The sequence below is a fragment of the Actinoplanes sp. CA-131856 genome, assembly GCF_050956135.1.
GTDB lineage: Bacteria > Actinomycetota > Actinomycetes > Mycobacteriales > Micromonosporaceae > Actinoplanes.
Genome location: NZ_CP191849.1, coordinates 9,042,974 through 9,065,829, shown reverse-complemented (window position 1 = coordinate 9,065,829; position 22,856 = coordinate 9,042,974). Strand labels below are relative to the sequence as shown.

Below are 22,856 nucleotides of genomic sequence, written 5' to 3'. Positions count from 1 at the left end.
CCGTGTGGTACCTGACGTGCATCGATACCTTAAACGAACCGCGTGTGAGGAGCGACTCCGTTGTGGGGGCAACCACGACGGGTAGGTAGACGGCAACTCACGAAGGCGGGAGGCCGAGATGTTCGGCAGGAGTCAGACGGTGGCCGACCAACTGGTCGAGGTGCTGGTCCAGGCGGGGGTGCGGCACATCTACGGGATCGTGGGCGACAGCCTCAACTCGCTGAGCGACGCCATCCGGCGCAGCGACGAGATCGAATGGGTGCATGTGCACAACGAGGAGGCCGCGGCGTTCGCGGCGGCCGCCGAGGCGCAGCTCACCGGCAAGCTGGCGGTCTGTGCCGGCAGTTGCGGGCCGGGCAATACCCACCTGATCCAGGGCGTCTTCGACGCGCACCGGTCGGGCGTGCCGGTGCTGGCCCTCGCCTCGCACATCGTGTCGACCGAGATCGGCACCGGCTTCTTCCAGGAGACCGACCCGAAGCGCCTGTTCGAGCAGGCCAGTCACTGGACCGAGATGGTCTCGTCGCCCGAGCAGATGCCGCGGATGGCCCGGGTCGGCATCCAGACCGCGGTCGGCAAGCGTGGCGCGGCCGTGCTGGTGCTGCCGGGTGACGTGCTTTCGATGGAGGCGACGGCCGAGACCGGCACGGGACATCCGGTGGCCGGTCCGGTGATCGGCGCGCCGCCGGCCGAGGTCATCGACGATCTGGCCGTACGTCTCAACGCCGCCCACAAGGTGGCCATCTTCGGCGGGATCGGCTGCACGGGCGCCCGGGACGAGGTGCTCCAGCTGGCCGGGGTGCTGAACGCGCCGGTCGGGCACACGCTGCGCGGCAAGGACGTGCTCCAGTACGACAACCCGTACGACGTCGGCATGACCGGCCTGCTGGGTTACGGCTCCTGCTACGAGGCCATGCACGAGGCCGATCTGCTCCTGCTGCTCGGCACCGACTTCCCGTACCGCCAGTTCCTGCCCCAGAAGAACACGATCCAGATCGACATCGACCCGTCGCGGCTGGGCCGGCGCACCGCGCTCGAGCTCGGCGTGGCCGGCGACGTCGGCGCGACCATCCGGGCGCTGCTGCCCAAGCTGCGGCAGAAGGACGGCAAGTTCCTGGCCAAGATGCTGCACAAGCACGTCGACGAGCTGGACAAGGTGGTCAACGCGTACACCCACGACGTCGACCACCTGGTGCCGATCCACCCCGAGTACGTGGCCCGGGTGCTCGACGAGGAGGCCGCCGACGACGCGGTCTTCACCGTCGACACCGGCATGTGCTGCAGCTGGGCCGCCCGCTTCATCACCCCGAACGGTCGGCGCCGGATCCTCGGCTCGTTCGTGCACGGCACCATGGCCAACGCCCTGCCGCACGCGCTCGGCGCCGCGAAGCTGGACCCGCGGCGTCAGGTGATCTCGATGTCGGGCGACGGCGGTCTGGCCATGCTGCTCGGTGAGCTGCTCACGGCCCGTACCCATCAATTGCCCGTCAAGGTCGTGGTCTTCAACAACTCGAGTCTGGGCATGGTCCGCCTCGAGATGCTGGTGGCCGGCGACCCGCCCTACGAGACCGATCACGACGCCGTCGATTTCGCCGCCATCGCGCGGGCCGCGGGCTTCCACACCGTCCGGGTCGAGAAGCCGGACGAGGTCAGGGCCGGTCTGCGCTCGGTGCTCGACCACGACGGGCCGGCCCTGCTCGACGTGGTCACCGACCCGAACGCGCTGGAGATCCCGCCGCACATCACGGCCGAGGAGGCGAAGGGGTTCGCGCTCGCCGCCGGCAAGACGGTGCTCGCCGGCGGCGTCGGCCAGATGCTGCAACTGGCTCGCACGAACCTGCGCAACGTTCCCCGTTAGCGCCTCGCGCGGAGATCGGCGCCCACCTCGTGCAGGTGCGTCAGAGCCTGCCGGTACGAGTCGGTGAGGCCGGTCATCTCGTACGGGACGCCGATCTCCGCGCAGTACGCCCGCACGATCGGCTGCGCCTTGGGCAGGTTCGGCGTCGGCATGGCCGGGAACAGGTGGTGCTCGATCTGGTAGTTCAGCCCGCCCAGGGCCGCGTCGGTGAACCAGCCGCCGCGGACGTTGCGTGAGGTCAGCACCTGCTTGCGCAGAAAATCCTCGGTGCCGTCGGGATGCGGCATCCCCTTGTGGTTGGGGGCGAAGGTCATGCCCAGATAAACACCGAAGATCGCTTGGTGTACGACGAAGAACGCCACCGCCTGCAACGGCGTCAACACCAGTGCCAATGCTGCGATATATCCGACAAAGTGGACGCCGAGCAAGGCGGACTCCAGGCCCCGGTGCTTCTTGACAGTGCCGTTCAGAAGGGCGCGGACGCTGTCCTTCTTGAGGGAGAGGCCCAACAGCGTCAACAGGGGAAAGAACAGATACGCCTGATATTTACCGAAAAAGCCGCGTGCGTTCTCCGGCGACCAGGCCAGGACCCCGGGGCCGACGTCGGGGTCGAGATCATCGTGGTTGGGGTTGGCGTGGTGTTTGGTGTGCTTGTCCATCCAGTAGCCGTACGACATGCCCATGGCCAGGTTGGCCACGATCATGCCGGCCCGGGAGTTCGGCTTGTTGGTGCGGAACACCTGCCGGTGCGCCAGGTCGTGGGCCACCAGCGCCGTCTGCGCGAAGACCACGGCCAGGAACGCCGCCACCGCCAGGGTCCACCACGACGCGCCGACCAGGAAGAAGGCGCCCCAGCCGCCCACCAGCGCGGCGGCGACCAGACCGAGGCGAAGCACGTAGTAGCCCGGCCGCCGTCGCAGCAGACCGGCCGCGTTGATCCGCCGGTTGAGTTCCGCGAAGTCGCTGCCGGCCGTCGCTCTCGGCCGCTCTGCCATAGTCGTCATGCCGATCAAGGCTTCTCTGTTTTCCAGGCGGGGGCAGTAATGCCAGACCCCCGAATTCGGTAGGGCTAGCACTACTGACCGACCGGCGACGGTGAGTCACGATGAGTCGGTGGAGACACGAGACTGGATTCGCGACGGGCTGCGGGCGGTGGCCTTCGGGCTGCTGACGATGGTGCTGGCGATCATGAACATCCCGCTGTTCGTGTTCTTCGTGCTCGGCCTGGTGCTGACCCCGGTGCTCGGCATCGGCCTGGTCGTCCTGCCGGGCGCGACGGCGCTCATCCGGGCCAAGGCCGACCTGTCCCGGCGGCTCGCCCGGACCTACGGCGTGATCATCGAGCGGCCCTACCGCCCCCGCCCCGAGGGCAGCCTGCCCATCGGGTGGGGCGCGTTCCGGCGGATCGTCGCCGACCCGGCCACCTGGCGCGACTTCGCCTGGCTGCTGCCCGGCGCGGTGGTCGGCCTGGCGCTCGGCATCCTCACCCTGTTCCTGCCGGCCTACGGGCTCGAGGGCATCATCCTGCTTCCGCTCTGGCTGCACCTCGGCGGGGTCTGGTACGGCTACGGCGTCAACTGGCCGATCGAGAGCGTCGCCCAGGGCTTCCTGTCGCTGCCCCAGGGCGTGCTCATCGCCATGCTGGGCCTGGTCGTGGCGCCGTACCTGCGCCGTTTCGACGCCCTTTTCAACCATCTCTTCCTCGGCCCGACCAAGGCCGCCGAGCTGCGCTCGCGGGTCAGCCGGCTGACCGTCACCCGGGCCGACGCGGTCGACGCCCAGGCCGCCGAGCTGCGCCGCATCGAGCGCGACCTGCACGACGGCGCCCAGGCCCGGCTGGCCTCGCTCGGCATGACCATCGGCCTGGCCGAGGAACTGGTCGAGCGCGACCCGGCCACCGCCCGCAAGCTGCTGGCCGAGGCCCGCGAGACGAGCTCCGACGCGCTGACCGAGCTGCGTCACCTGGTCCGCGGCATCCATCCGCCGGTGCTGGCCGAGCGCGGCCTCGACGGCGCCGTGCGCGCGCTCGCGCTGACGCTGCGCATCCCGACGTCGGTCGACTCGACGCTCGACGGCCGGCTCGAGACGCCGGTCGAGTCGGCGGCCTACTTCGCGGTCGCCGAGTGCCTGGCCAACGTGGTGCGCCACAGCGGCGCCACGTTCGCCTACGTCGTCATGCGCCGCGAGGGCGACGTGCTGCGGCTCGAGGTCGGCGACGACGGCCACGGCGGCGCCGATCCGGCGCGGGGGACCGGTCTGGCCGGAATGGAGCGACGCCTCGCCGCCTTCGATGGCACGATGTCCGTGTCCAGCCCGCCGGGCGGACCGACCATCGTGACCATGGAGCTGCCGTGCGCGTCGTCATCGCCGAGGACCATGCTCTCCTCCGGGACGGACTGACCCGGATCCTGCAGGCGTTCGACTACGAGGTGATCGCCGTCGTCGACAACGGCCCGTCGGTGCTGCCCACGCTGCTGGAGCAGAAACCCGACGTGGCCGTCCTCGACGTCCGGCTCCCGCCGACCTTCACCGACGAGGGCCTCCAGGCCGCCATCGCCGCGCGGGCCCAGGTGCCCGGTCTGCCGATCCTGGTGCTGTCCCAGCATGTCGAGCCGCTGTACGCCCGGGAGCTGCTCTCCGACCGCAAGGGCGGCGTCGGATATCTCCTCAAGGACCGCGTCTCCGACGTGGCCCAGTTCCTCGACGCGGTGCAGCAGGTGGCGGGCGGCGGCACGGTGATGGACCCCGAGGTCGTGGCCCAGCTGCTCGAGCGCAACCGCCCGCTCGACGTGCTCACGGCCCGCGAGCGCGAGGTGCTCGGCGAGATGGCGGCCGGCCGGTCCAACGCCGCCATCGCGGCCCGGCTCTTCGTCACCGAGAAAGCCGTGAGCAAGCACATCAACAACATCTTCACCAAGCTCGGCCTGCCCCCGTCCGAGGACGACAACCGCCGGGTGCTGGCCGTGCTGGCCTATTTGGACAGCTGAGGCAGCACCTCGGAGGCGATCAGGTCGACGTGGTCGAGATCGTCCATCTCGGTGATCCGCAGGTGGACGCGGGTCGCCCCGATCTCCCGCAACTCGCCGATCCGCTGGACGAGCCGGTCGGGGGAGCCGACCACCGGGTCCTCCGGCGGCAGCACGCTCTTGGCGTGCAGCGGGGCCTCGCGGCGCCTGGCCTCGGCGTCCGTGCGCCCCAAGGCCACGACGACCCCGGCGGAGTAGGTGATCGGACGGGTGCGGTCCTTGCATGCCAAGCGCACTCGTTCGAAGGCGGCGGCGGTGTCGGCCACACTCTTGAACGGCATGTTGTATTCGTCGGCGAAGCGGGCGGCCAGCTCCGGCGTCCGTTTGGGGCCCTTGCCGCCGACGATGATCGGCGGATGGGGCCGCTGGACCGGCCGGGGCAACGCGGGCGCGTCGCGAAGCTGGTAGTGCTTGCCGTCGTACGAGAAGCCCTCGCCCTCAGCCGTTCCCCAGATGCCGGTGAGGATCTCCAGCTGTTCTTCGAGGCGGTCGAACCGCTCACCCAGCGGCGGGAACGGGATGCCGTACGCGGTGTGCTCGATCTCGACCCAGCCCGCGCCCATGCCGAGCTCGACCCGGCCGCCGCTCATCTGATCGACCTGCGCCACCATGATCGACAGTGGACCGGGCAGGCGGAATGTGGCCGAGTTCACCAGCGTGCCCAGGCGCAGCGTGGTCGTCTCGCGGGCCAGGCCGGCCAGGGTGATCCACGCGTCCGTCGGCCCCGGCAGCCCCGGCTCGGGTGTCAGCGAGCGGTAGTGGTCGGCCCGCAGCAGACCCTCGAAACCGGCGTCCTCGGCATGGCGCGCCAGCCTCAATTGGGTGGCGTACGTCGCACCCCGGTGCGGCTCGATGAACAGACAGACACGCATCATCGTCCCTAATAATCCCTGATCCGGACGCATACCGGCTCATCATGATCGATCGTGAAGGATCCGTCCACATCGGGGTTGAGACGAACTTGTCATCGATGTATGGAGCAGTTTGCCCTACGATCCCCGGTCGGGGCATCCCCGTCCCCGCTCGGCGTTTTGCCGGGAACATACCCCCACCGGAGGATCACGGTGCAGAGAAGGACCTTCGTGCGTTCGGTCGTCGCCGGCGCCCTCGCCCTCACGATGAGCGCCGCGGCCGGCTGCTCCGACGACTCCGGAGACGACAAGGCCAGCGGCGGCGGCAACGGCTCGACCGAGAAGATCACGTACCTGACCTCCTTCAACACCTTCGGCCGGGACGCGTACGCGTACGTCGCTCTCGAGAAGGGGTACTTCAAGGACGCGGGCTTCGACGTCGAGATCAAGCCGGGCTCCGGCACCGGCAACAACATCAAGGCCATCGTGGCCGGCCAGGCCCAGTTCACCCCGGTCGACCTCACCGGCGCCCTGCTCAACGCGGGTGGCAAGGACAAGGTCACCGGCTTCACCGCCGTCGCCGCGATCCAGCAGCGCACGATGGCCGCCATCATCGCGCTCGAGGGCAACGGCATCACCTCGCCCAAGGACCTCGAGGGCAAGCTCCTGGCCGACCAGCCCGGCTCCGTGGTCCAGGGTCTGTTCCCGACCTACGCCAAGCTCGCGAACATCGACGACACCAAGGTCAAGTGGCAGCCGACCAGCGCCCAGGCGCTGATGGGCACGCTCGCCTCGGGCAAGGTGCAGGGCATCGGCCAGTTCGTCGTCGGCAAGCCCACGGTCGAGGGCATCGCCAAGAAGAAGGCGGTCGTCCTGCCGTACAGCGACTTCCTCCAGGACCTTTACGGCAACGTCCTGATCACCTCCAGCGACTACGCCAAGAACAACCCCGACAAGGTCAAGAAGTTCAACGAGGCGTTGCTCAAGGGCCTCCAGGACTCCATCGACAACCCGGCCGACGCCGGCAAGATCCTCACCAAGTACGTCCCGACGGCCAAGGCGGAGTCCGCGGCCGCCGAGCTCACGCTGATGGCGCCGTACGTCCGCTCGGCCGCCGCCGGCATCCCGGTCGGCGCGCTCGACGCCGAGCGCGTGGCCCGCAGCATCGCGATCCTCCAGGGTTCCGGCCAGATCGACCCGGGCCTCAAGCCCGAGACGGTCATCAACTTCGACCTGACGCCGAAGGCCTGATCTTTCTTCGACGGGCGCGCCGTTTCCGACGGCGCGCCCGCTCTCTTCAAGGAGCTCCAGTGGTGCAGGAGACGTTGACGCGGCCTGACTCGCCGGCCGCCGCCCCGCCCCGCCGGCGGTGGTCACCGTCGGTGGTCCTGTGGCCGCTGCTCGGCCTCGTGGTCACCGTCGCGGTGTGGTGGCTGTCGGTCGAGATGTTCGACGTGCAGACGATCATCCTGCCGTCGCCGCCCGAGGTGGTGGACGCGTTCACCCAGTACCCGTCGCTGCTCCTGAAGGCCACGTGGGGCACCACGAAGATCACGCTGATCGGCTTCGCGCTGTCGGTGGTGGTCGGTGTGGCCATCGGCGCCGCGCTGGCCGCGTGGAAGCCGTTCGAGCGCGCCTTCGCCCCGCTGCTGGTGGCGCTGAACGCGGTGCCCAAGGTCGCCCTGGCCCCGCTGATGATCGCGTGGTTCGGGTTCGGCAACACCCCCGTACTGGCCATGGCCTTCCTGGTCTGCTTCTTCCCGATCGTCCTGTCCACGGCCACCGGCCTCACCAGCACCCCGGCCGACCTGGCCGAGCTGGCCCGCTCGCTGGACGCGACACGCCTGCAGACCTTCCACCGGATCCGGGTGCCGGGCGCCCTGCCGCAGATCTTCACCGGCCTGAAGCTGGCCATGCCGCTGGCCGTGATCGGTGTGGCGGTCGGCGAGATGCAGTCCGGCGCGGTCGACGCCGGCCTCGGCACGATCATCGTGCAGACCAGCGGCCAGGGCGACACGGCCACGGCCTTCGCCGCCCTGACCCTGATGGCGATCGTGAGCATCGTGCTCTACTACGCCCTGGTCTGGCTCGAGCACGTCTCCCTGCCGTGGGTGCGCGGCACCACCGGCTAGAAGTTTTTTCGCCGGCCATGTCGAGAACGCGTGGCCGGCTCCGTCCCCGGTGGTGAGAGCGACCAAAATGGGGTCGCCGACGCACCGAGGAGACTCATCATGGCGAAGTACCTGCTGCTCAAGCACTACCGTGGCGCGCCGACCGCGGTCAACGACGTGCCGATGGACAAGTGGGCCCCCGAGGAGATCACCGCCCACATCCAGTACATGAACGACTTCGCGGCCCGGCTCGAGAAGACCGGGGAGTACGTCGACGGCCAGGCGCTCGCCCCCGAGGGCGAGTGGGTCCGCTACGACGGCGAGGGACGCCCGCCGGTCACCGACGGCCCGTTCGCCGAGACCAAAGACCTCATCGCGGGCTGGATGATCATCGACGTCGACAGCCGCGACCGCGCCGTCGAACTGGCCGGGGAACTGTCGGCGGCCCCCGGCGCCGGCGGCAAGCCGATCCACGAGTGGCTCGAGGTCCGCCCGTTCCTGACCGAGATGCCGACCATCACCGAATGAACGCATCCGAGCTGAGGAGCCTCATCCCCAGCGTGATCGCCGTTCTCGTCCGCCGCGGAGCCGACTTCGCGGCGGCCGAGGACGCCGTTCAAGAGGCACTTCTCGAGGCCGTACGCTCCTCGGCCGACCCGCGCGACCCGAAGGCCTGGCTCGTCACGGTCGCCTGGAACCGTTTCCTGGACGCGACCCGGGCCGACTCCGCTCGCCGCCGCCGCGAGGACCTGGTCGACGCCGAGCCGGCGCCGGGCCCGGCCACGGCCGCCGACGACACGCTGCGCCTCTACTTCCTGTGCGCCCACCCGTCGCTGACCCCGTCGTCGGCGGTGGCGCTCACCCTGCGCGCCGTGGGCGGCCTGACCACCCGGCAGATCGCCGAGGCGTACCTGGTGCCCGAGGCCACCATGGCCCAGCGCATCAGCCGGGCCAAGAAGACGGTGTCCACGGTCCGCTTCGACCAGCCCGGCGACGTGGCCACGGTCCTGCGGGTGCTGTACCTGGTCTTCAACGAGGGCTACTCCGGCGACGTCGACCTGGCCGCCGAGGCCATCCGCCTGACCCGCCAGCTGGCGGCCGCGATCGACCACCCCGAGGTGGCCGGCCTGCTGTCGCTGATGCTGCTGCACCACGCCCGCCGTCCCGCCCGCACGACCCCCGGCGGCGCCCTGATCCCGTTGGCCGAGCAGGACCGCACCCGGTGGGACACCACGTTGATCGCCGAGGGCGTCGAGATCCTGCAGGCAGCCCTGGCCCGCGACCGTTTGGGCGAGTTCCAGGCCCAGGCCGCCATAGCCGCCTTGCACGGCGACGCCCCGACGGCCGCCGAGACAGACTGGGTGCAGATCGTCGAGTGGTACGACGAGCTGACCGCTTTGACCGACAGCCCGGTGGTACGCCTGAACAGGGCGGTGGCAGTGGGCGAGGCCGACGGCCCACAGGCGGGCTTGGCCGCCCTGACCCCACTGGACCCGTCCTTGCCGCGCTACACAGCGGTGGCCGCCCACCTCCACGAGCGAGCCGGCGACCAGGCCACCGCCGCTCGCCTTTACGCCCAGGCCGCCCAGGAGGCCACGAACACCGCCGAACGCGACCACTTGACCCGCCAGGCCGCCCGCCTCAATGCTCACGGCCGAGCCTGACTCTTCTGGACGACGTGCCGCTGCCAGGCCGCAACGCCGTGTATAGTTCCTCTTACCTGCGAGAGCCCCCGCCGATTGGCTTGGGGCTTTCTTGCTGTTCGGGGCCGTCAGCCGTGTGGCCTGAGAAGGTCAGCCACCGTCAGGCCAGTCTCGCCCCCGACAAATTTGAGCCCGACCTCCGCCCTGGCCGCGAGGCTGAGCGGGCCGAGGCCTTCGACCAGCGAGGCATGGGTGATTCGATCGAGCCCGGCCCCCACCAACGGTGCGGCGATGCGCAGGGTTGCCTTCACCGCTACGCCCTGCGTGGAGCCACCGTGCAGCACGATGTTCCGGGTTCGATAAAGCCTCCGCAACGCAAGGCGAAAGATCGTCGCCACAGCCGCGAGCTCACGTCTGGGGTCAGTGATGACCCGGCGCATTCGGCATTCCGCCGCGACATCGGCATCGTGGCGGAACCGCTTGGCCAGTTCCAGAGTGTTCCCGGCTGCGATCGCCGCGGCCACCGCTGACGCGCGCTCTCGGTTGGTGCCGCAGGTCGCCAACGTCCTGGCAAGAACGTCGGGAGTCTTGGGTTGATGCCTGTATGCCAGAGCGGTCAGCTCGGCACGAGGCCATGAGCATGCCAGGATGGCCGCCATCCGGTCGGCGGCGATGGCCTTCCCTGATCTTTCCTCCTCGCGTGGATCATCAGGATGCGACAACAGGGACTCGATCGCGGCCCACCCTCCCGCCACGGCCGGGGCGAGAACACCCCGGTTCATGGGGGCGGCCAACTCCAAAGCGTCGTCGATCAACGTGCGCTTTCCGTCGACCCTGTACAGGTGGCCCTCATTCACCATGGACAGGACGTATGCGCCCCGGGCTGGAGTGGCGACGGGGATCGGATCGGGATGCTGGTCGACCCACAGGTGCGCCGCGGGTTTGACGCCGGTTTGGTGGCCACGCACAAAGGCCGACCGAGCCACCATACGATTGACGAGTTCGCGGATCTGGCTGGCCGCGCTGAACGGATCACGCGACATCACCCGATAGAGAAAGCCTCCAGTGATGCGCATACCGCTGGTGAGATGGCCCCGGTGCGCGAGCCAGTTCACGACCTCCCGGCCCGAGAGCCACGACTCGTGTTTCTGTGCCTGTCCCAGTTCGGGCGCGCTCTCCAAGACCATGAGCACGGTGAACTCTCGTGGTGCGGCAGAGCCGAGCGCGATCGCCTGCTCAAGGATCTCCTCGGTGCTCGCCCGCCGGCGGGAAAGCGGCCCGATCCATGTCGACAGGTGGCTCGCGTCGTAGCCGAGGTCGAGTAGGTGGGCCGCGAGGACACGGGCGAGCCGCTCGGGCTGTGGCCGATGCTCCTTCGGTCCGGCGGCCGCAACCGCCCAACGATTCAGATATCCGCCGCGAGCGTGAGCGATGACCTCGCCTAGCCTGCGGTGGGCTGGGCTGGGATCGGGTAGCGGCTTGTTCAGCAGCGCCGTCAGTTCGGTGCGCAGGTCCTTGTCGCCGAGCCCGACGTCGGGGCCGATGACCTTGGCCAGCTGGTGGCGCTGCCAATCGACCGCGGCGGAGGACAGGACGCGGTGCCGCGCCCAGGTGCTCGCCTCCAGCAATTCCTCCAGGGCGAGCAGCGATCCGACATCCCACAGCCGGCGGGGCCATGGCTGTCCCTCCATCGTCAAGAAGTCGATCATCCGAGCACGAACATGACTGTCGTACGTGTCTGCGGATCCGGCGGGCGACATCCGTGCACAATAGAGGGACGAGCGTGCTGGTCATGCCGGGTTCACCCGATCGGTGGGTCCTGATGCAGCGGCCGGGTGTTCCACCAGGTGACCAACTGTTCCGCCACGGTCTCGTCGGGGATCAGGTCGCGTATCTCGGCCAGGCCGCCCTCGTTGGCAAGGGCGACCAGGACCGGGGCGATCAAGCGGCCGTCGCCCAGGAGACGGCGCGCCTCCCGGATCGCCTCGTGGTGGTCGAGGGCCATGGCCCGTACCTGGTCGTCGGGGTCGTCCTTGAGTCTTTCCGTCACGGCGTCCACCGCGTTCACGTCCAGGCCGGGCAGTTCGCGCGTGGCCGCGTAGAGGGCGTAGTAGCGGATGTCCTCGTCCTCGTCCTCGCAAAGGCGGAACAGCGCCTCGGCGGCGGCCGGCTCCACGGCCGCGGGGTCCACCAGCCCGGGCAGCGCCCAGGTGACCGAGTACCGCACCCCCACGGCCGGATGGGCGGCCAGGGGCAGAACGTCGGCCAGCGCCTCGACGGCGTCGTGGCTTCCCAGCGCCGAGACGATCCGGCCCAGGACGTCGGGGTCGTCCTCCCGCGCGAGCCGTGCCCGCAGCAGGGGGATCGTCTGGGCGCGGTACGGCCGCCGCCCGTCGGGGCCCATCTCGCCGAGTTCCCGCAGGATCGCGGCGCCCAGCTTCCGCCACGTGGCGTCCCGGTCGTTCACGAGCTTGGCGGCCCGCTCGAACACCGGCCGCCGATGCAGCTCGACCAGATGTGGCTTGGGCACGTCGCCGCCCTCCGCGAGCTCTCGCCGGGCCAGGCTGAGGAGCTGGTTGAGCGCCATCTCGGCCAACGAAAGTCTGCTACGCGATGATCTACGGCATGAGCAGGTTGTGGCAGGACGTCCTCATCCCCGACAGCGTGGTGGCCAGCAACGGGTTCACCGCTGAGCTCGGTGGGACGGTCGAGATGGCTCTGGCCCTCGCCGTCGAGCGTGAGGGAACCCACGAGGTGGCCGGGCGGGCCCTCGACGTGGAGAGCACCATCTGGTCCGACGACGGCTGGGTGATCGATGTCGACGGGCTCGGCATCTACGTCATCGGGAAGCCCGTGCCCTCGCCGGGCACCTGGGCGACGGTGCGTGGCCGCCTCCGCATCGCCGAGGGCTACGAGACCGACGGTTTCCTGCCCGCCGAAGAGGTGCTGCGCCGCACGCTGCGGACATGGACCGTTCGCCGGATCGTGCGCCTGGACATCGTGCGCGGCCGTCCCGGGGTGGTCGTGGGCCGCGGGAGCGGCGACGAGGTGGCGCAGGTCCGGTGGGAGGGGGCCGACACCCGCGGCTACCTGCTCGATCTGGCGCTCGTGGCCTAACATGTGTCCGTCCACTTCAGACTGAGCTAGGAGCGGCCGGCGACATGAGTGACGCGCATTTCGACACCAGTGAGCCGCAGACGGCTCGGATCTGGAACTACTGGCTCGGCGGCAAGGACAACTTCGCCGTCGACCGGGCGGTGGGCGATCAGATCCGGCAGGCCTTCCCGGACATCGTCGACAACGCGCGGGCCTCGCGGGCCTTCCTCGTGCGGGCGGTCACCTTCGCCGCCGCCGAGGCCGGGATCAGGCAGTTCCTCGACGTGGGCACGGGGCTGCCGACCGCCGACAACACGCACGAGGTGGCGCAGCGGGTGGCGCCGGAGTCGCGGATCGTCTACGTCGACTTCGATCCGATGATCCTGTCGCACGCGCGGGCCCTGCTGACCAGCAGCCCGGAGGGCGCCACGCAATATGTCGAGGCCGACGGCCGCGACTCGGCCAAGGTGCTGACCGAGGCGGCCGGCACGCTGGACTTCACGGAGCCGGTCGCGCTGATCATGTCGGGGTTGCTGGGGCACGTCACCGACGACGAGGAGGCCGAGGCGATGGTCCGGGCCTACCTCGCCGCTCTCGCTCCGGGCAGTCTCTTCATCGCGCTCGACGGTTCACACAGCGTCGAGCACGGTGAGGCCGAGAAGATCTGGAACGAGCAGGCCAATCCGCCGTACGTCCTGAGGGGCCCCGCCCAGTTCGCCCGCTTCTTCGACGGGCTGGAGCTGGTCGAGCCCGGCGTGGTCTCGGCGCCGCTGTGGCGACCGGCCGCAGACGACGCCAAACACCTCGACGTCGTCTGCGGGGTGGCGCGCAAGCCGTGACCCCCGTCAGGCCCGCCGCGCGGCGAGCGCGCCGGCCGGCTGCCCACGGACCGCGCGCTTCTTGCTGGCTTTGCGCGCGGCCCGGGCCAGCCGGGCCGAGGTGAGAAGCCGCCGCCGGTCGTTCTCGGCGATCAGCTCGCGGTGGTGCTCGGTGGCCAGGCTCAGCATCAGGTCCGGGTGGATCAACATGGCTTGTCTCCTTGTCGGCCGGTGATGCTTCAAGTCTCGACCGGCCGCCGCGCCGCCACATCGGGCGCGGTTGCGTATCTTCGCTGCTCAGTGCCGTCTAGGTATACCTAGACGGCTGCTCGAACCCACCGCCGAGCGCGGCCGGGATCCAGCTGCGATAGTCTGCTTCGCTCGGCGGGGGTCCGGGCATGGCGCATGCCATCGGCGACTCGTGGATCAGGTCGACATGCAGATCATTTCCCTGGCTCAGTTGCGCGAGACCGACGAACGGAGCCAGCGTTTCACCCCGCTCGGCCTCGGCCTGGATCGCATGCTGGCCCCGGAGTCCGCCGCTACCTTTCACCAAGAGACAGTTGCCCAGATCGATCTCGCGGACGCCGTCGCGCGGGGCACACGTGACGCGTTCGAACGGCTGCGCGCCATCCACGCGTACGGCGTGCTTTGCTACGAGATCTACACACTCGTCAACGACCACGCGTTATTGGTCATCGAGCAGGCCCTGAGGGACCGGTTCATCGACTTCCACGACGGGTCATGCACTTTCGTGCTCGACGACGGCACCGAGAAGACGATCACCATCGGCGGGTACGACGACGTATTCAAAGCGGCCAGACGATTCTCCCCAGGACGCGGTTACCGGCTGCGCGTGGGACGCGGCGCAGCAACCGCCGAGTTCAACGGCATGCTCGACGGCTTGCGCAAGCGGGCCCGCGCCGCTGGCCTACTTCGCGGGCAGCGCAACCGTCGCATCGAACAGTTGCTCGCAAAGCTGCGCAACTCCGTTGCTCACCCTTCCTCGACGCATCTGCTCACGCCGGTCGACTGCGCGACGACGTTGCACGATTTGGCCGAGTTCATCAACCAGCTCTGGGGAGCACCGACCCCGGACGGCCGCCTTTACCCGGCGCCGGCCGAGCGCGACGTGCTTTTCATGGGCTGGAACGCCAAGGGCAGTTTCATCATCGCTCCAGCCGAACACCTCACCGCCGGCCTGATTCCGCTCGACGACATCGAACAGTGCGCGATCATCCGCGCCTTCTTCCGCCCAGGAACCCGCCTGGAGGATCCCGACCTCCGCTACTTCAACAGCCGATACGAGAACACCCGGCTACCCGCCGAGTACCTGTGGGGAGCGGGCACCCCCTCGGAAGCCGCCTCGTGGCTCGCCGCCACCCGCCCCGCGCGGGACTCGGTAGACCTCCTTGATCAAGTCTTCGCCATCCGGCACGACGGTGAACGCGTGTACAGGCCCATGAAACCCGGTCTGGTCACGTTGCTCGACCGGGCCGACCAGCCCGGCCATTGGTACCTCGTCCAAGCCGATCACCCTCAGGACGCCTTCATCCACATCCGTCGGCTCCTGGCGGCCGAGCCCGATTGCCGTCGGCCCGGTGAATGCGCGGTATGCCCGGTCGAGGTCCTCGATCACGGCACGGTCGAGGACCTCGCCGGGCGCGGCCATCTCGCTCCGGCAAGCGCCGCGCTGCCTCCGGCCTTTCAGGTTTGTGACGACATCTCCTCCTGGCAACCGGCACCGGCGCTACGGGCGGGTTGAGACCACGGTGAAGCCGCCCGGCAGGACGAACGCTCGCGGGCCCGTGCTCCGGGATCGCAGCAAGCCCGTGGCGTCGTAAGTCTCGGCGGCGCCCGACACAGTCACCGTGGTCGGGGTGGAAGCGGCGCTGCGCAACAGCGTCGTCGTCCGGCCGCCGCCGGCTATCACGTAGCGGGACACCAGTGGCTCCAGCATGACCGCGTCGATCAGGGCCTCGCCGCCGGACGCGGTGGCCGTCAACTCCGTACGGCCGGCTTGAAGCTCGCCTACCGCGACCGGAAGCAACGCACCCGGCGCCGGCGAGGCGCCCTGCTCGCCGATCTGACCGTGCCGGAGGACGCCGCCGGTCGACCAGCGGGTGACCGCCTCGCTTCCCGGGCGCAGGTCGGCGATCGGCAGCACCAGCTGGGGCTGGGCGTTCGCCGGCAACCGCCAGCGCAGCGACGCCCCGGACGGGAGCCGCACGTAGCTGCCGTTGCTGTACTGCGACTCGCCCGTCCACGGCGAGTCCGGAGTGACCACGGTGGCGCCGCCGCTCAGTGTCGCGAGCTCGGCCTCCACCGTGGTCGACCCCACCCGTTCCACGACGCGGCCCTGGCCGGCCAACCCGGCCACGTCGGGATGGGCGTCCAGCGCGAGCATGCTCAACAGCCCGTGAATGGTCGATTCGGCGCCGGCGTTGCGGTTGACCGTGCCGTCACCCGCGATGCCGTCCACGGTCCGGCCGGTCGCCGGGTCGTACGCGGGCGTCCCGGAGGCGTTGGCGCCGAAGTACCACGCCGCCACGATGCCGGCCAGGCGGCGAAATCCGGTCCGGCCGGTCGCCTCGGCCACCGCCAGCAGCGATTGCAGGCGCGAGTCGACGCCGTACGCGATCTGGTTGCGGTCGATCCGGGCCGGCAGCCGGCCGTTGTCGGGGCCGCCCGACGTGAGCAGCCACGGCGTGAACACCGCGGAGTCGGTCACCGCCGCCTTGGCCAGGCCGGGGTCGCCGAGGACCTGCGCGGCCCGGGCCAGCGCGGCCGGCATCTGCGACGCCCACGCGTGCCAGTCGGAGCGGGACAGGGCCCAGGGCAGCATGGCGCCGAACGGCCACGACCGCGCGTCGCCGCCGCCCAGGGCCGCGATCCCCTCGGCGAACTGCCGTAGCATGCGCCGCGCCTGCGGGCCGGGCGCGTGCGCCAGGCCCAGCATCGCCTCGGCGGTCGCGTCGGCGCCGTCCACGATCAGCCAGGCCGGCACGCGCTTGCCGTCGACGAGCTGCCATTGCCCGTACCGCCGGAGAACCTGACGTTGAAGTGCCCCGATGGCCAGATCGACCCGTTCCCGGTGGAACGGGTCCTTGAAGGCGGCGTACGCCTCGCCGAGCGCCCACACCGCGCGGGCCAGCCAGTACGACGGGCCGCTGTCGGACGGGTCGGGCAGTTCGGGCGGGTCGGCGCTCGGGTTCAGCGTCCCGTCCGGCTGCATCCACAGCACGAAATTTCCGGACGTGGTGTTCTGCATGTACGCCAGGCCGCGCAACAACTCGTACGCCGCCGCCTTGCTCGTCGCACTTCCGGTCTGCCGGAAGTGCCGCACGTAGACGACCACGGCCCGCGCCATGTCGTCCGAGTTGAACGCGCCCTGCCCATAAGTGTTGGTCGCCGCGTCGTAGGCGCCACCACCGATCCGCCGATAGCTTCCGTCGGCGTTCGGTTCGGCGTACGTCCAGAGAACTCCGATCTTCGAAGTCTGCCCGGGCGGGGTGACGCGGTCGCGCAGAAAATCAAGGTGGGCGAGGTTAGAGAGCCGGGCCGGCGCCGACTTCAGCAGCGGGGCCGTCAGAGCCAGCCCGCTGGCCGACAACACGGTTCTGCGTTTCATCGTGTGCTCCTCGGGTCAGCCGAGCCACGCCGATCTTGCTGTCCGCCATGCCGTAGAAGACGTAGTGGACGCCGTCGACCTGCTCGATGGCGGTGGGAAAGACCACGTTGGGAACGGTTCCGGACTGCTCGTCGGCCGTTTCCGGGACAAAGATCGGTTCGGGGGTACGGCTGAGCACGCGGCCCGGGTCGGCCGGATCGAGGATCATCGCGCCCGCGGCGTACGTGACCCTCTGGTTGGTGGGGTCGAAACCGGGCGGGATGTAACCGGTGACGCCGTGGTGGATCAGCAACCAGCCCTCGGGCACGCGCAGCGGCGGCGGGCCGGCCCCGATCTTGAGGGCCTCGTACGGATATTCGGACAGCGCCACGCAGCGGTGGTTCCGCGGCCGGACCAGCGCCGTGATGTCGTCGTGCACGAGGTCGGCCGGGACGTACGAGATCCAGATGCCGGCCCGCTCGTCCGAGACGCCGGCCGGCAGGTGCACCCCCTCGCCCGGACGGAACCAGCCGAGATCCCACATCGGACGGTGCAGCATCGCGTAGCTGGGCCGGCCGTCCGGTCCCGGCACGGGTTCGGGGAAGAACACCGCGTCCTTGTTGGGGAAGAGGTTGAGATCGGTGTCGAGGTCCTTCTGGTACGTGAACTGGACCGGCCCGAGACGTTCCCACTTCCGCAGGTCGGTCGAGACGGCGAGCGCGAGCTTGGGGCCGAGGGGGCCGTACGCGACGTACGTCATCAGATGTTTGCCGAGGCTCGGCACCCAGGTGGTGCGCGGATCCTCGACGCCCGCGTTGTTCTTGCCGCGTTCCCAGCCCTCGTCCGGTGCCAGGACCACGCCCTGCCGGCGGACGCCGGCCGGCACGCCGTCGCGCAGCTCGACCTCGGCCAGGCCGACCCGCGACACGTTGCCGGGCGCGACCATGCGCGGCAACAGGTAGAGCTTTCCGTCCGGGCCCCAGCCGCTCGCCGGGTTGAGGACGCCTTCAGCCTCGAGGGTGTCGCCCTTGTCGGGCGCCATGATCACCCCGAGACGGGTCAGGGAGTACGTCATGTCAGCGTTTCAACCTTTCACGCCGGAGCCGAGATCGGTGGAGACGAAGTGCCGCTGGAAGGCGATGAACAGGCCCACCGCGGGCGCGGCCAGCACGCACGCGCCGGCCAGGATCGCGCCGAACGGATTGGCCGCTCGCGCCGAGACGTTGCTGATGTAGTTGGCCAGCGACACCGCGAGCGGCTGCATGTCCGCCTGTTTGGTCACCAGGAACGGCCACAGGAATTCGTTCCAGGGGCCGATGAACGTGAGCAGCACGGCGGTGAGCAGCGCCGGCCGCACCAAGGGCAGCGCGACCGACCAGAGGATGCGCAGTTCGCCGGCGCCGTCGAGCCGGGCCGCGGCGAACAGGTCGTCCGGAAGCTGGAGGAAGAACTGCCGGAAGATGAAGACGGCCGTCGTGTTGATGGCGAACGGCAGAATCATTCCGAGGTACGAGTCGGCCAGCCCGTAACCCCGCACGATGAGCACGTAGAGCGGGATCAGCAGCAGCTGGAACGGGATGACCTGCACCAGCAGGACCAGCACGAAGAGCGTTCCGCCGCCGCGGAAGCGCAGGCGGGCCAGCGCATATCCGGCCAGCACGCCGAAGACCACGGTGCCCAGCAGCACGCCGCCGGTGAAGATGCCGGAATTGATGAGCGAACCGAGCAGATCGACCCGCGAATTGATGTCCTTGTAGTTGTCGAGCGTCAGCCCGGAGGTCGGGAAGGCGCCTTTCACGGACGTGTCCGGCGACGACTGCAACGAGCCGATGAGCATGTAGTAGAACGGGAAGAGGAACGCCAGAGCGCCGAGGAACAACACGACGTAACGCAACCGCCTCATGTCAGTCCCTCTCGATCAGACGCCGGTTGATGTACGCCACCACGAGCACCCCGATGACCAGCAGCACCCCGATCGCGGCGGCGAAGTCGGGCTCGCCCTGCTGCAGCCCGCGCTGGTACATGACGAGCACCGGGGAGGCCGAGGCGCCGTTCGGCCCGCCCCCGCCGGTGAGCAGATAGGGCTCGGTGAACAGGTTGGCCCCGGTGATCAGCGACAGGATCACCACGAGCGCGGTGGCCGGGCGGACCGCCGGCACGGTCACCGACCAGAAGCGGTTCCAGGCCGACGCGCCGTCGACCGAGGCCGACTCGTAGAGCTCCTTGGGCACGTTCTGCAACGCGGCCAGGTAGAGCAGGATGAAGAAGCCGAGCTGCTTCCACGTCACGAAGACGGCGATCACCGGCATCGCGAGATATTCGTTGATCAGCCAGGACGGGTCGGGCGCCAGCGGGCCGAGCACCGTGTTGACCAGGCCGTCCGAGTTGAACAGGAACAGCCACACGCCGACCACGGCCACGCTGGCCGTCACGTACGGGACGTAGAACGCGACCCGCAGGAACGTCCGGGCGTGCACCACCTTGTTCAGCGCGACCGCCAGCAGCAGGGCCAGCCCGGTCGTGAGCGGCACGTTGATGATCAGGAAGACGCCGATGTTGCGGAAGCTGCGCAGCACCGCCGGGTCGGTCAGCACCGCCTTGTAGTTGTCCAGGCCGACGAACGGGTGGTCGACGATCGCGCCGGGCGCGGCGAAGAAGTAGTCGTGGAAGCTCATCCAGACCGCGAACCCGAACGGGTAGGCGAAGATGACGGCGATGTAGACCGCGTACGGCGCGGCCAGGATCATCCCGACCGGATGCCTTCCGAGGATCCTGCCCTTCGCCATCAGGACCCGCTGGCGAGCTGATCGACCTTCTCGGCGGCGCCGCTGAAGGCCTGGTCCACCGGCTGCTTACCGAAGATCACCGAGGCCGAGTACGCGTCGCGGAAGGTCTGCCAGATGGCCACGCTGTTGGGCACGTTGGGCACCTCGACCGTGCGGGCCGCCTGATCGGCGAACTGCTTGTAGGCCGGGTTCTTGGCGAAGTAGTCCGGATAGGTGGTCGCCACGTCCTTGCGCAGCGGCATCTGCCCGGTCTTGTCGAGCAGGGCGCCGTCCTGCTCGCTGCTGGTCGCGAACTTCATCAGCTCCCAGGCGGTGGCCCGGTTCTGGCAGGCGCTGTACATGGCCACGTTCTTGGCGTCGCTGAACGTCCTGATCTGATCGGCCGGCTTGCCGGTCGAGGTGGGCACGGGCACCGAGCCCCACTTGACCTTGTCGCCGTAGACCGCGACCGCCCACGGGCCGACGATCGCCATGGCCGCCTTCTGGTCGGCGAACGAGTCGCCGTTGTACTGCTCCTTGCCGGCCAGGCCCTCGTCGTACATGGTCTTCCAGAACCCGGCGACCTTCTGCCCCTCGGGCGAGTTGAACTGCGCCTTCGTGTCCTGCACGAGCTGCTTGCCGTCGGTCTCGGCCAGGAACATCGGGTAGAAGTCGAACCAGGACTGGAAGAACTCGCTGGTCGGCGCGGGCCAGATGGCGAACTGGGCGGCCTTCGAAGATTTGATCTTGCGGGCGGCGGCCAGGACGTCGTCGTACGTGCTGAGCGCGGGCTTCTCGGCGTCGAGGCCGGCCTTGGCGAAGACGTCCTTGTTGTAGAAGATCATCACCGGGTTGGACTTCCACGGCAGCTGGTAGAACTTGCCGTCCGGCGACTTGTACTGCTCGGCCGTCGTGCCGGTCCGGTCGGCGATGTACTGCGCGGCCCCGTCGAACGAGTCGAGCGCGACCAGGCCGCCCTGCTTCTGGAACTGCGGCACCGCGGCCGGGGCGGTGTTGAAGATCAGGCACGGCGCGTTGCCGGCCGTGATGGCGGCGCCGATGACCTCCTCCGAGCTCTTGCCGGCCGGGATCTCCTGCGCGGTGACCTTCTGGTCGGCGTGCTGGCCGTTCCAGGCCTCGACCATGGCCTTGCCCCAGGCGAGCTCCTCCTGGTTGTTGGAGAGCCACACGGTGATCGGGCCGGTGGCGGCGTTCGCCTTCGAGGCGTCACCACCCCCGCTGCCGTCGCATCCCGCTGTCACCAGCAGGGTCGCGGTCATCAGTAGGGCCGGGAGGGAGCGTTTCATGCGGTGCCTCCTATCGGAGCGGTGGACGCTCGGACGACGAGTTGGGCTCCAGGGACTTCGATGTCGTCGATCTGCTCGCCCTCGATGAGGCCGAGCAGGGCTTCCGCGGCTTTCCGGCCCCAGAGGTACGGGTCGGTGCGGACCGTGGTGAGCGGCGGGCTCACATATCCCGCGAGCTCGGTGTTGTCGAAGCCGGTGACCGAGACGGCGACACCGAGCTCCTGGGCCACCGCCATGCCGGCGATGGCCATGAGGTCGTTGGCGTAGACGATCGCGGTGGGCGGCTCGTCACTGTCGAGCAGTTCGCGGGTGGCCTGCGCGCCGCCCGCCGCCGAGAAGTCGGCGGCTACGTACGGCCCTTCGCCCGTTTCCGCCCACGCTCTTCTGCGGATCTCCGCGTGCAGGAAATGAGGCGGTCCGCCTACGTGCGCGATGCGGCGGTGGCCGAGCTCCTGGAGGTGCCGGACGGCGGCGACGATGCCGGGACGGTCGTCGACCAGCACGGCCGGGAAGGAGCTGGGCACGTCGGGGCGGGCGATGGTGACGGCCGGCAGGCCGAGCTCCTCGAGCAGCGCGATCCGGGTGTCGCCGACCCGCAGGTCGAGCACGAAGACCCCGTCCACCCGCTTGCTGCCGGCCAGCCGCCGATAGCCGGCCTCCTCCTCGTCCTCGGGCACGACCTGGAGCACGAGGGCCTGCCCGCGGTCGGAGAGGGTGCGCTCGACACCGGCGATGAAGGCGGGGAAGAACGGGTCGGCCCCGAGCAGCTCGGGCTCGCGGGCCAGGACCAGCCCGACCGCGAAGGCCCGCGACGTGGAGAGCGCGCGGGCCTGGTGGCTGGGCGTCCAGCCGAGCTCCCGCGCGGCGTCGAGAATGCGGCGCTTGGTGTCCTCGGCGACCCCCGGCCGTCCGTTCAGGACGAACGACACGGTGCCTTTGGACACCCCCGCCGCCGCCGCGACGTCACGGATCGTGGGCCTGGTCATGCCACCTCCGTCGGCTCTTCAAACCGGTTTGAACGCGAACCTAAACCGGTTTGAACGACCGCGCAAACGGAGACGAAATCGTTTTGTCCGTGTTACGGGCGTGTTAACACAGAAAATTCATTCCCATCGGGATCGGTCATCGCCCCGCCCTCCACACGCGACGCCCCCGCTGCCACGAGCCGGTCGAGATCGCCGGGACCGTCCACCGCGACCGCCAGGACCAGGTCTTTACCGGAGCGTGGGGTCAGCGGCGGCCCGCTCCAGGTGACCTTGGATCCACCGCGCGGCGACTGGATCGCCGTCTCCTCGTTCTGATCCCAGACCAGGGGCCAGCCCAGAGCCGTACTCCAGAAAAGCCCGGCCTCGCGCGACCCGTCGCAGTTGACCGCGCCCACCGCGCCACAGCCGGCGAGAAAGTTGTTGCCCGGCTCGATCACGCAGAACTCATTGCCCTCCGGATCGGCCAGCACGACATGCCCCTCGTCACCCTTCTGCCCGACGTCGGCGTGCCGCCCACCGAGCGCGAGGGCCCGCTCCACCATCCGCAGCTGCTCGTCCGGAGACCCACTGGTCAGGTCGAGGTGACTGGTGTTCGGCCCGGCCTTGGCCTTGCCGGTCGGCACGAACCGCAGCGCGATCCCGCCCTGGTCCCCGGCCGGAAGCAGCAGGGGATCGTCGTCCGCCGCCTTCCAGCCCAGCAGCTCACCCCAGAAGGCGGCCAGCTCCCGGGGCTGCCGGGCCTCGAAACAGGCGGCGAAGAGTCGAGTGGTCATGCCCTTTCATAG

Annotated in this window: 22 protein-coding genes; 10 read left to right on the top strand and 12 right to left on the bottom strand. The window is 69.4% G+C overall.

Annotation, left to right across the window (positions count from 1 at the left end):
* Window positions 1-118 precede the first annotated feature (118 nt).
* A complete protein-coding gene (locus ACQP2X_RS41440; protein ID WP_498691302.1) occupies window positions 119-1,858 on the top strand; it encodes a pyruvate dehydrogenase in 1,740 nt (579 codons plus the stop codon).
* On the opposite strand, the gene ACQP2X_RS41435 is transcribed toward ACQP2X_RS41440, so the two are convergent.
* A complete protein-coding gene (locus tag ACQP2X_RS41435) occupies window positions 1,855-2,862 on the bottom strand; it encodes a fatty acid desaturase family protein (protein ID WP_498691301.1) in 1,008 nt (335 codons plus the stop codon). The two genes, ACQP2X_RS41440 and ACQP2X_RS41435, sit on opposite strands and share 4 nt — an antisense overlap.
* 109 nt (window positions 2,863-2,971) lie before the next feature.
* Here ACQP2X_RS41435 and ACQP2X_RS41430 point away from each other — a divergent pair, with 109 nt between their 5' ends.
* Together ACQP2X_RS41430 and ACQP2X_RS41425 are read left to right on the top strand one after the other, a co-directional pair.
* Window positions 2,972-4,258 (top strand): sensor histidine kinase, encoded by a 1,287-nt coding sequence (locus ACQP2X_RS41430; RefSeq protein ID WP_498691299.1) that lies wholly within the window; start codon window positions 2,972-2,974, stop codon window positions 4,256-4,258.
* Window positions 4,210-4,845, top strand: a complete 636-nt coding sequence (locus ACQP2X_RS41425; RefSeq protein ID WP_498691297.1) for a response regulator transcription factor — start codon at window positions 4,210-4,212, stop codon at window positions 4,843-4,845. The genes ACQP2X_RS41430 and ACQP2X_RS41425 overlap by 49 nt, the downstream gene beginning before the upstream one ends.
* Here ACQP2X_RS41425 and ACQP2X_RS41420 read toward each other — a convergent pair.
* A complete protein-coding gene (locus ACQP2X_RS41420) occupies window positions 4,830-5,756 on the bottom strand; it encodes an LLM class F420-dependent oxidoreductase (protein ID WP_498701180.1) in 927 nt (308 codons plus the stop codon). The two genes, ACQP2X_RS41425 and ACQP2X_RS41420, sit on opposite strands and share 16 nt — an antisense overlap.
* 246 nt (window positions 5,757-6,002) lie before the next feature.
* On the opposite strand from ACQP2X_RS41420, the gene ACQP2X_RS41415 reads away from it, so the two are divergent.
* From ACQP2X_RS41415 to ACQP2X_RS41400, 4 genes are all read left to right on the top strand, one after another.
* Window positions 6,003-6,986, top strand: a complete 984-nt coding sequence (locus ACQP2X_RS41415; protein WP_498701178.1) for an ABC transporter substrate-binding protein — start codon at window positions 6,003-6,005, stop codon at window positions 6,984-6,986.
* A 62-nt stretch (window positions 6,987-7,048) separates the two neighbouring features.
* Window positions 7,049-7,867 (top strand): ABC transporter permease, encoded by an 819-nt coding sequence (locus tag ACQP2X_RS41410; RefSeq protein WP_498691296.1) that lies wholly within the window; start codon window positions 7,049-7,051, stop codon window positions 7,865-7,867.
* A gap of 99 nt (window positions 7,868-7,966) precedes the next feature.
* Complete coding sequence (locus ACQP2X_RS41405) at window positions 7,967-8,374, top strand: YciI family protein (RefSeq protein WP_498691294.1); 408 nt, start codon at window positions 7,967-7,969, stop codon at window positions 8,372-8,374.
* Window positions 8,371-9,510, top strand: a complete 1,140-nt coding sequence (locus ACQP2X_RS41400; protein ID WP_498691292.1) for an RNA polymerase sigma factor — start codon at window positions 8,371-8,373, stop codon at window positions 9,508-9,510. Before ACQP2X_RS41405 ends, ACQP2X_RS41400 begins: the two co-directional genes overlap by 4 nt.
* A gap of 107 nt (window positions 9,511-9,617) precedes the next feature.
* Here the strand turns inward: ACQP2X_RS41400 and ACQP2X_RS41395 are convergent, their stop codons facing one another.
* Together ACQP2X_RS41395 and ACQP2X_RS41390 are read right to left on the bottom strand one after the other, a co-directional pair.
* Window positions 9,618-11,198, bottom strand: a complete 1,581-nt coding sequence (locus tag ACQP2X_RS41395; RefSeq protein WP_498691290.1) for a hypothetical protein — start codon at window positions 11,196-11,198, stop codon at window positions 9,618-9,620.
* A gap of 92 nt (window positions 11,199-11,290) precedes the next feature.
* Entirely contained in the window at window positions 11,291-12,076 is a 786-nt protein-coding gene (locus ACQP2X_RS41390) for a hypothetical protein (protein WP_498701176.1), read from the bottom strand.
* 38 nt (window positions 12,077-12,114) lie between these two features.
* Between ACQP2X_RS41390 and ACQP2X_RS41385 the strand changes: the two genes are divergently transcribed.
* Together ACQP2X_RS41385 and ACQP2X_RS41380 are read left to right on the top strand one after the other, a co-directional pair.
* Entirely contained in the window at window positions 12,115-12,606 is a 492-nt protein-coding gene (locus tag ACQP2X_RS41385; RefSeq protein WP_498691288.1) for a hypothetical protein, read from the top strand.
* Between the two features lie 44 nt (window positions 12,607-12,650).
* Complete coding sequence (locus ACQP2X_RS41380; protein WP_498691286.1) at window positions 12,651-13,424, top strand: SAM-dependent methyltransferase; 774 nt, start codon at window positions 12,651-12,653, stop codon at window positions 13,422-13,424.
* 6 nt (window positions 13,425-13,430) lie between these two features.
* Here ACQP2X_RS41380 and ACQP2X_RS41375 read toward each other — a convergent pair whose 3' ends face one another.
* Entirely contained in the window at window positions 13,431-13,613 is a 183-nt protein-coding gene (locus ACQP2X_RS41375; RefSeq protein WP_498691283.1) for a hypothetical protein, read from the bottom strand.
* Between the two features lie 211 nt (window positions 13,614-13,824).
* On the opposite strand from ACQP2X_RS41375, the gene ACQP2X_RS41370 reads away from it, so the two are divergent.
* Window positions 13,825-15,168, top strand: a complete 1,344-nt coding sequence (locus tag ACQP2X_RS41370; protein WP_498691281.1) for a hypothetical protein — start codon at window positions 13,825-13,827, stop codon at window positions 15,166-15,168.
* On the opposite strand, the gene ACQP2X_RS41365 is transcribed toward ACQP2X_RS41370, so the two are convergent.
* The 7 genes from ACQP2X_RS41365 to ACQP2X_RS41335 form a co-directional block, all read right to left on the bottom strand.
* On the bottom strand, window positions 15,154-17,034 hold the full coding sequence (locus tag ACQP2X_RS41365) for a hypothetical protein (protein ID WP_498691279.1): 1,881 nt from the start codon (window positions 17,032-17,034) through the stop codon (window positions 15,154-15,156). The genes ACQP2X_RS41370 and ACQP2X_RS41365 overlap by 15 nt on opposite strands.
* Window positions 16,952-18,088, bottom strand: coding sequence for a glycoside hydrolase family 130 protein (locus ACQP2X_RS41360; protein WP_498691277.1), 1,137 nt, complete (start codon window positions 18,086-18,088; stop codon window positions 16,952-16,954). Before ACQP2X_RS41360 ends, ACQP2X_RS41365 begins: the two co-directional genes overlap by 83 nt.
* Window positions 18,089-18,097: 9 nt before the next feature.
* The gene (locus ACQP2X_RS41355; RefSeq protein ID WP_498691275.1) at window positions 18,098-18,916 is read right to left on the bottom strand and encodes a carbohydrate ABC transporter permease; all 819 of its coding nucleotides are present in this window, start codon (window positions 18,914-18,916) and stop codon (window positions 18,098-18,100) included.
* A 1-nt stretch (window position 18,917) separates the two neighbouring features.
* Window positions 18,918-19,799: a carbohydrate ABC transporter permease gene (locus ACQP2X_RS41350; protein ID WP_498691274.1), complete on the bottom strand. Its 882-nt coding sequence runs from the start codon at window positions 19,797-19,799 to the stop codon at window positions 18,918-18,920.
* A complete protein-coding gene (locus tag ACQP2X_RS41345; RefSeq protein ID WP_498691273.1) occupies window positions 19,799-21,085 on the bottom strand; it encodes an extracellular solute-binding protein in 1,287 nt (428 codons plus the stop codon). The genes ACQP2X_RS41350 and ACQP2X_RS41345 overlap by 1 nt, the downstream gene beginning before the upstream one ends.
* Window positions 21,082-22,071, bottom strand: coding sequence for a LacI family DNA-binding transcriptional regulator (locus tag ACQP2X_RS41340; RefSeq protein WP_498691271.1), 990 nt, complete (start codon window positions 22,069-22,071; stop codon window positions 21,082-21,084). The genes ACQP2X_RS41345 and ACQP2X_RS41340 overlap by 4 nt, the downstream gene beginning before the upstream one ends.
* A 92-nt stretch (window positions 22,072-22,163) precedes the next feature.
* Entirely contained in the window at window positions 22,164-22,844 is a 681-nt protein-coding gene (locus ACQP2X_RS41335) for a VOC family protein (RefSeq protein WP_498691269.1), read from the bottom strand.
* Window positions 22,845-22,856: the final 12 nt, after the last annotated feature.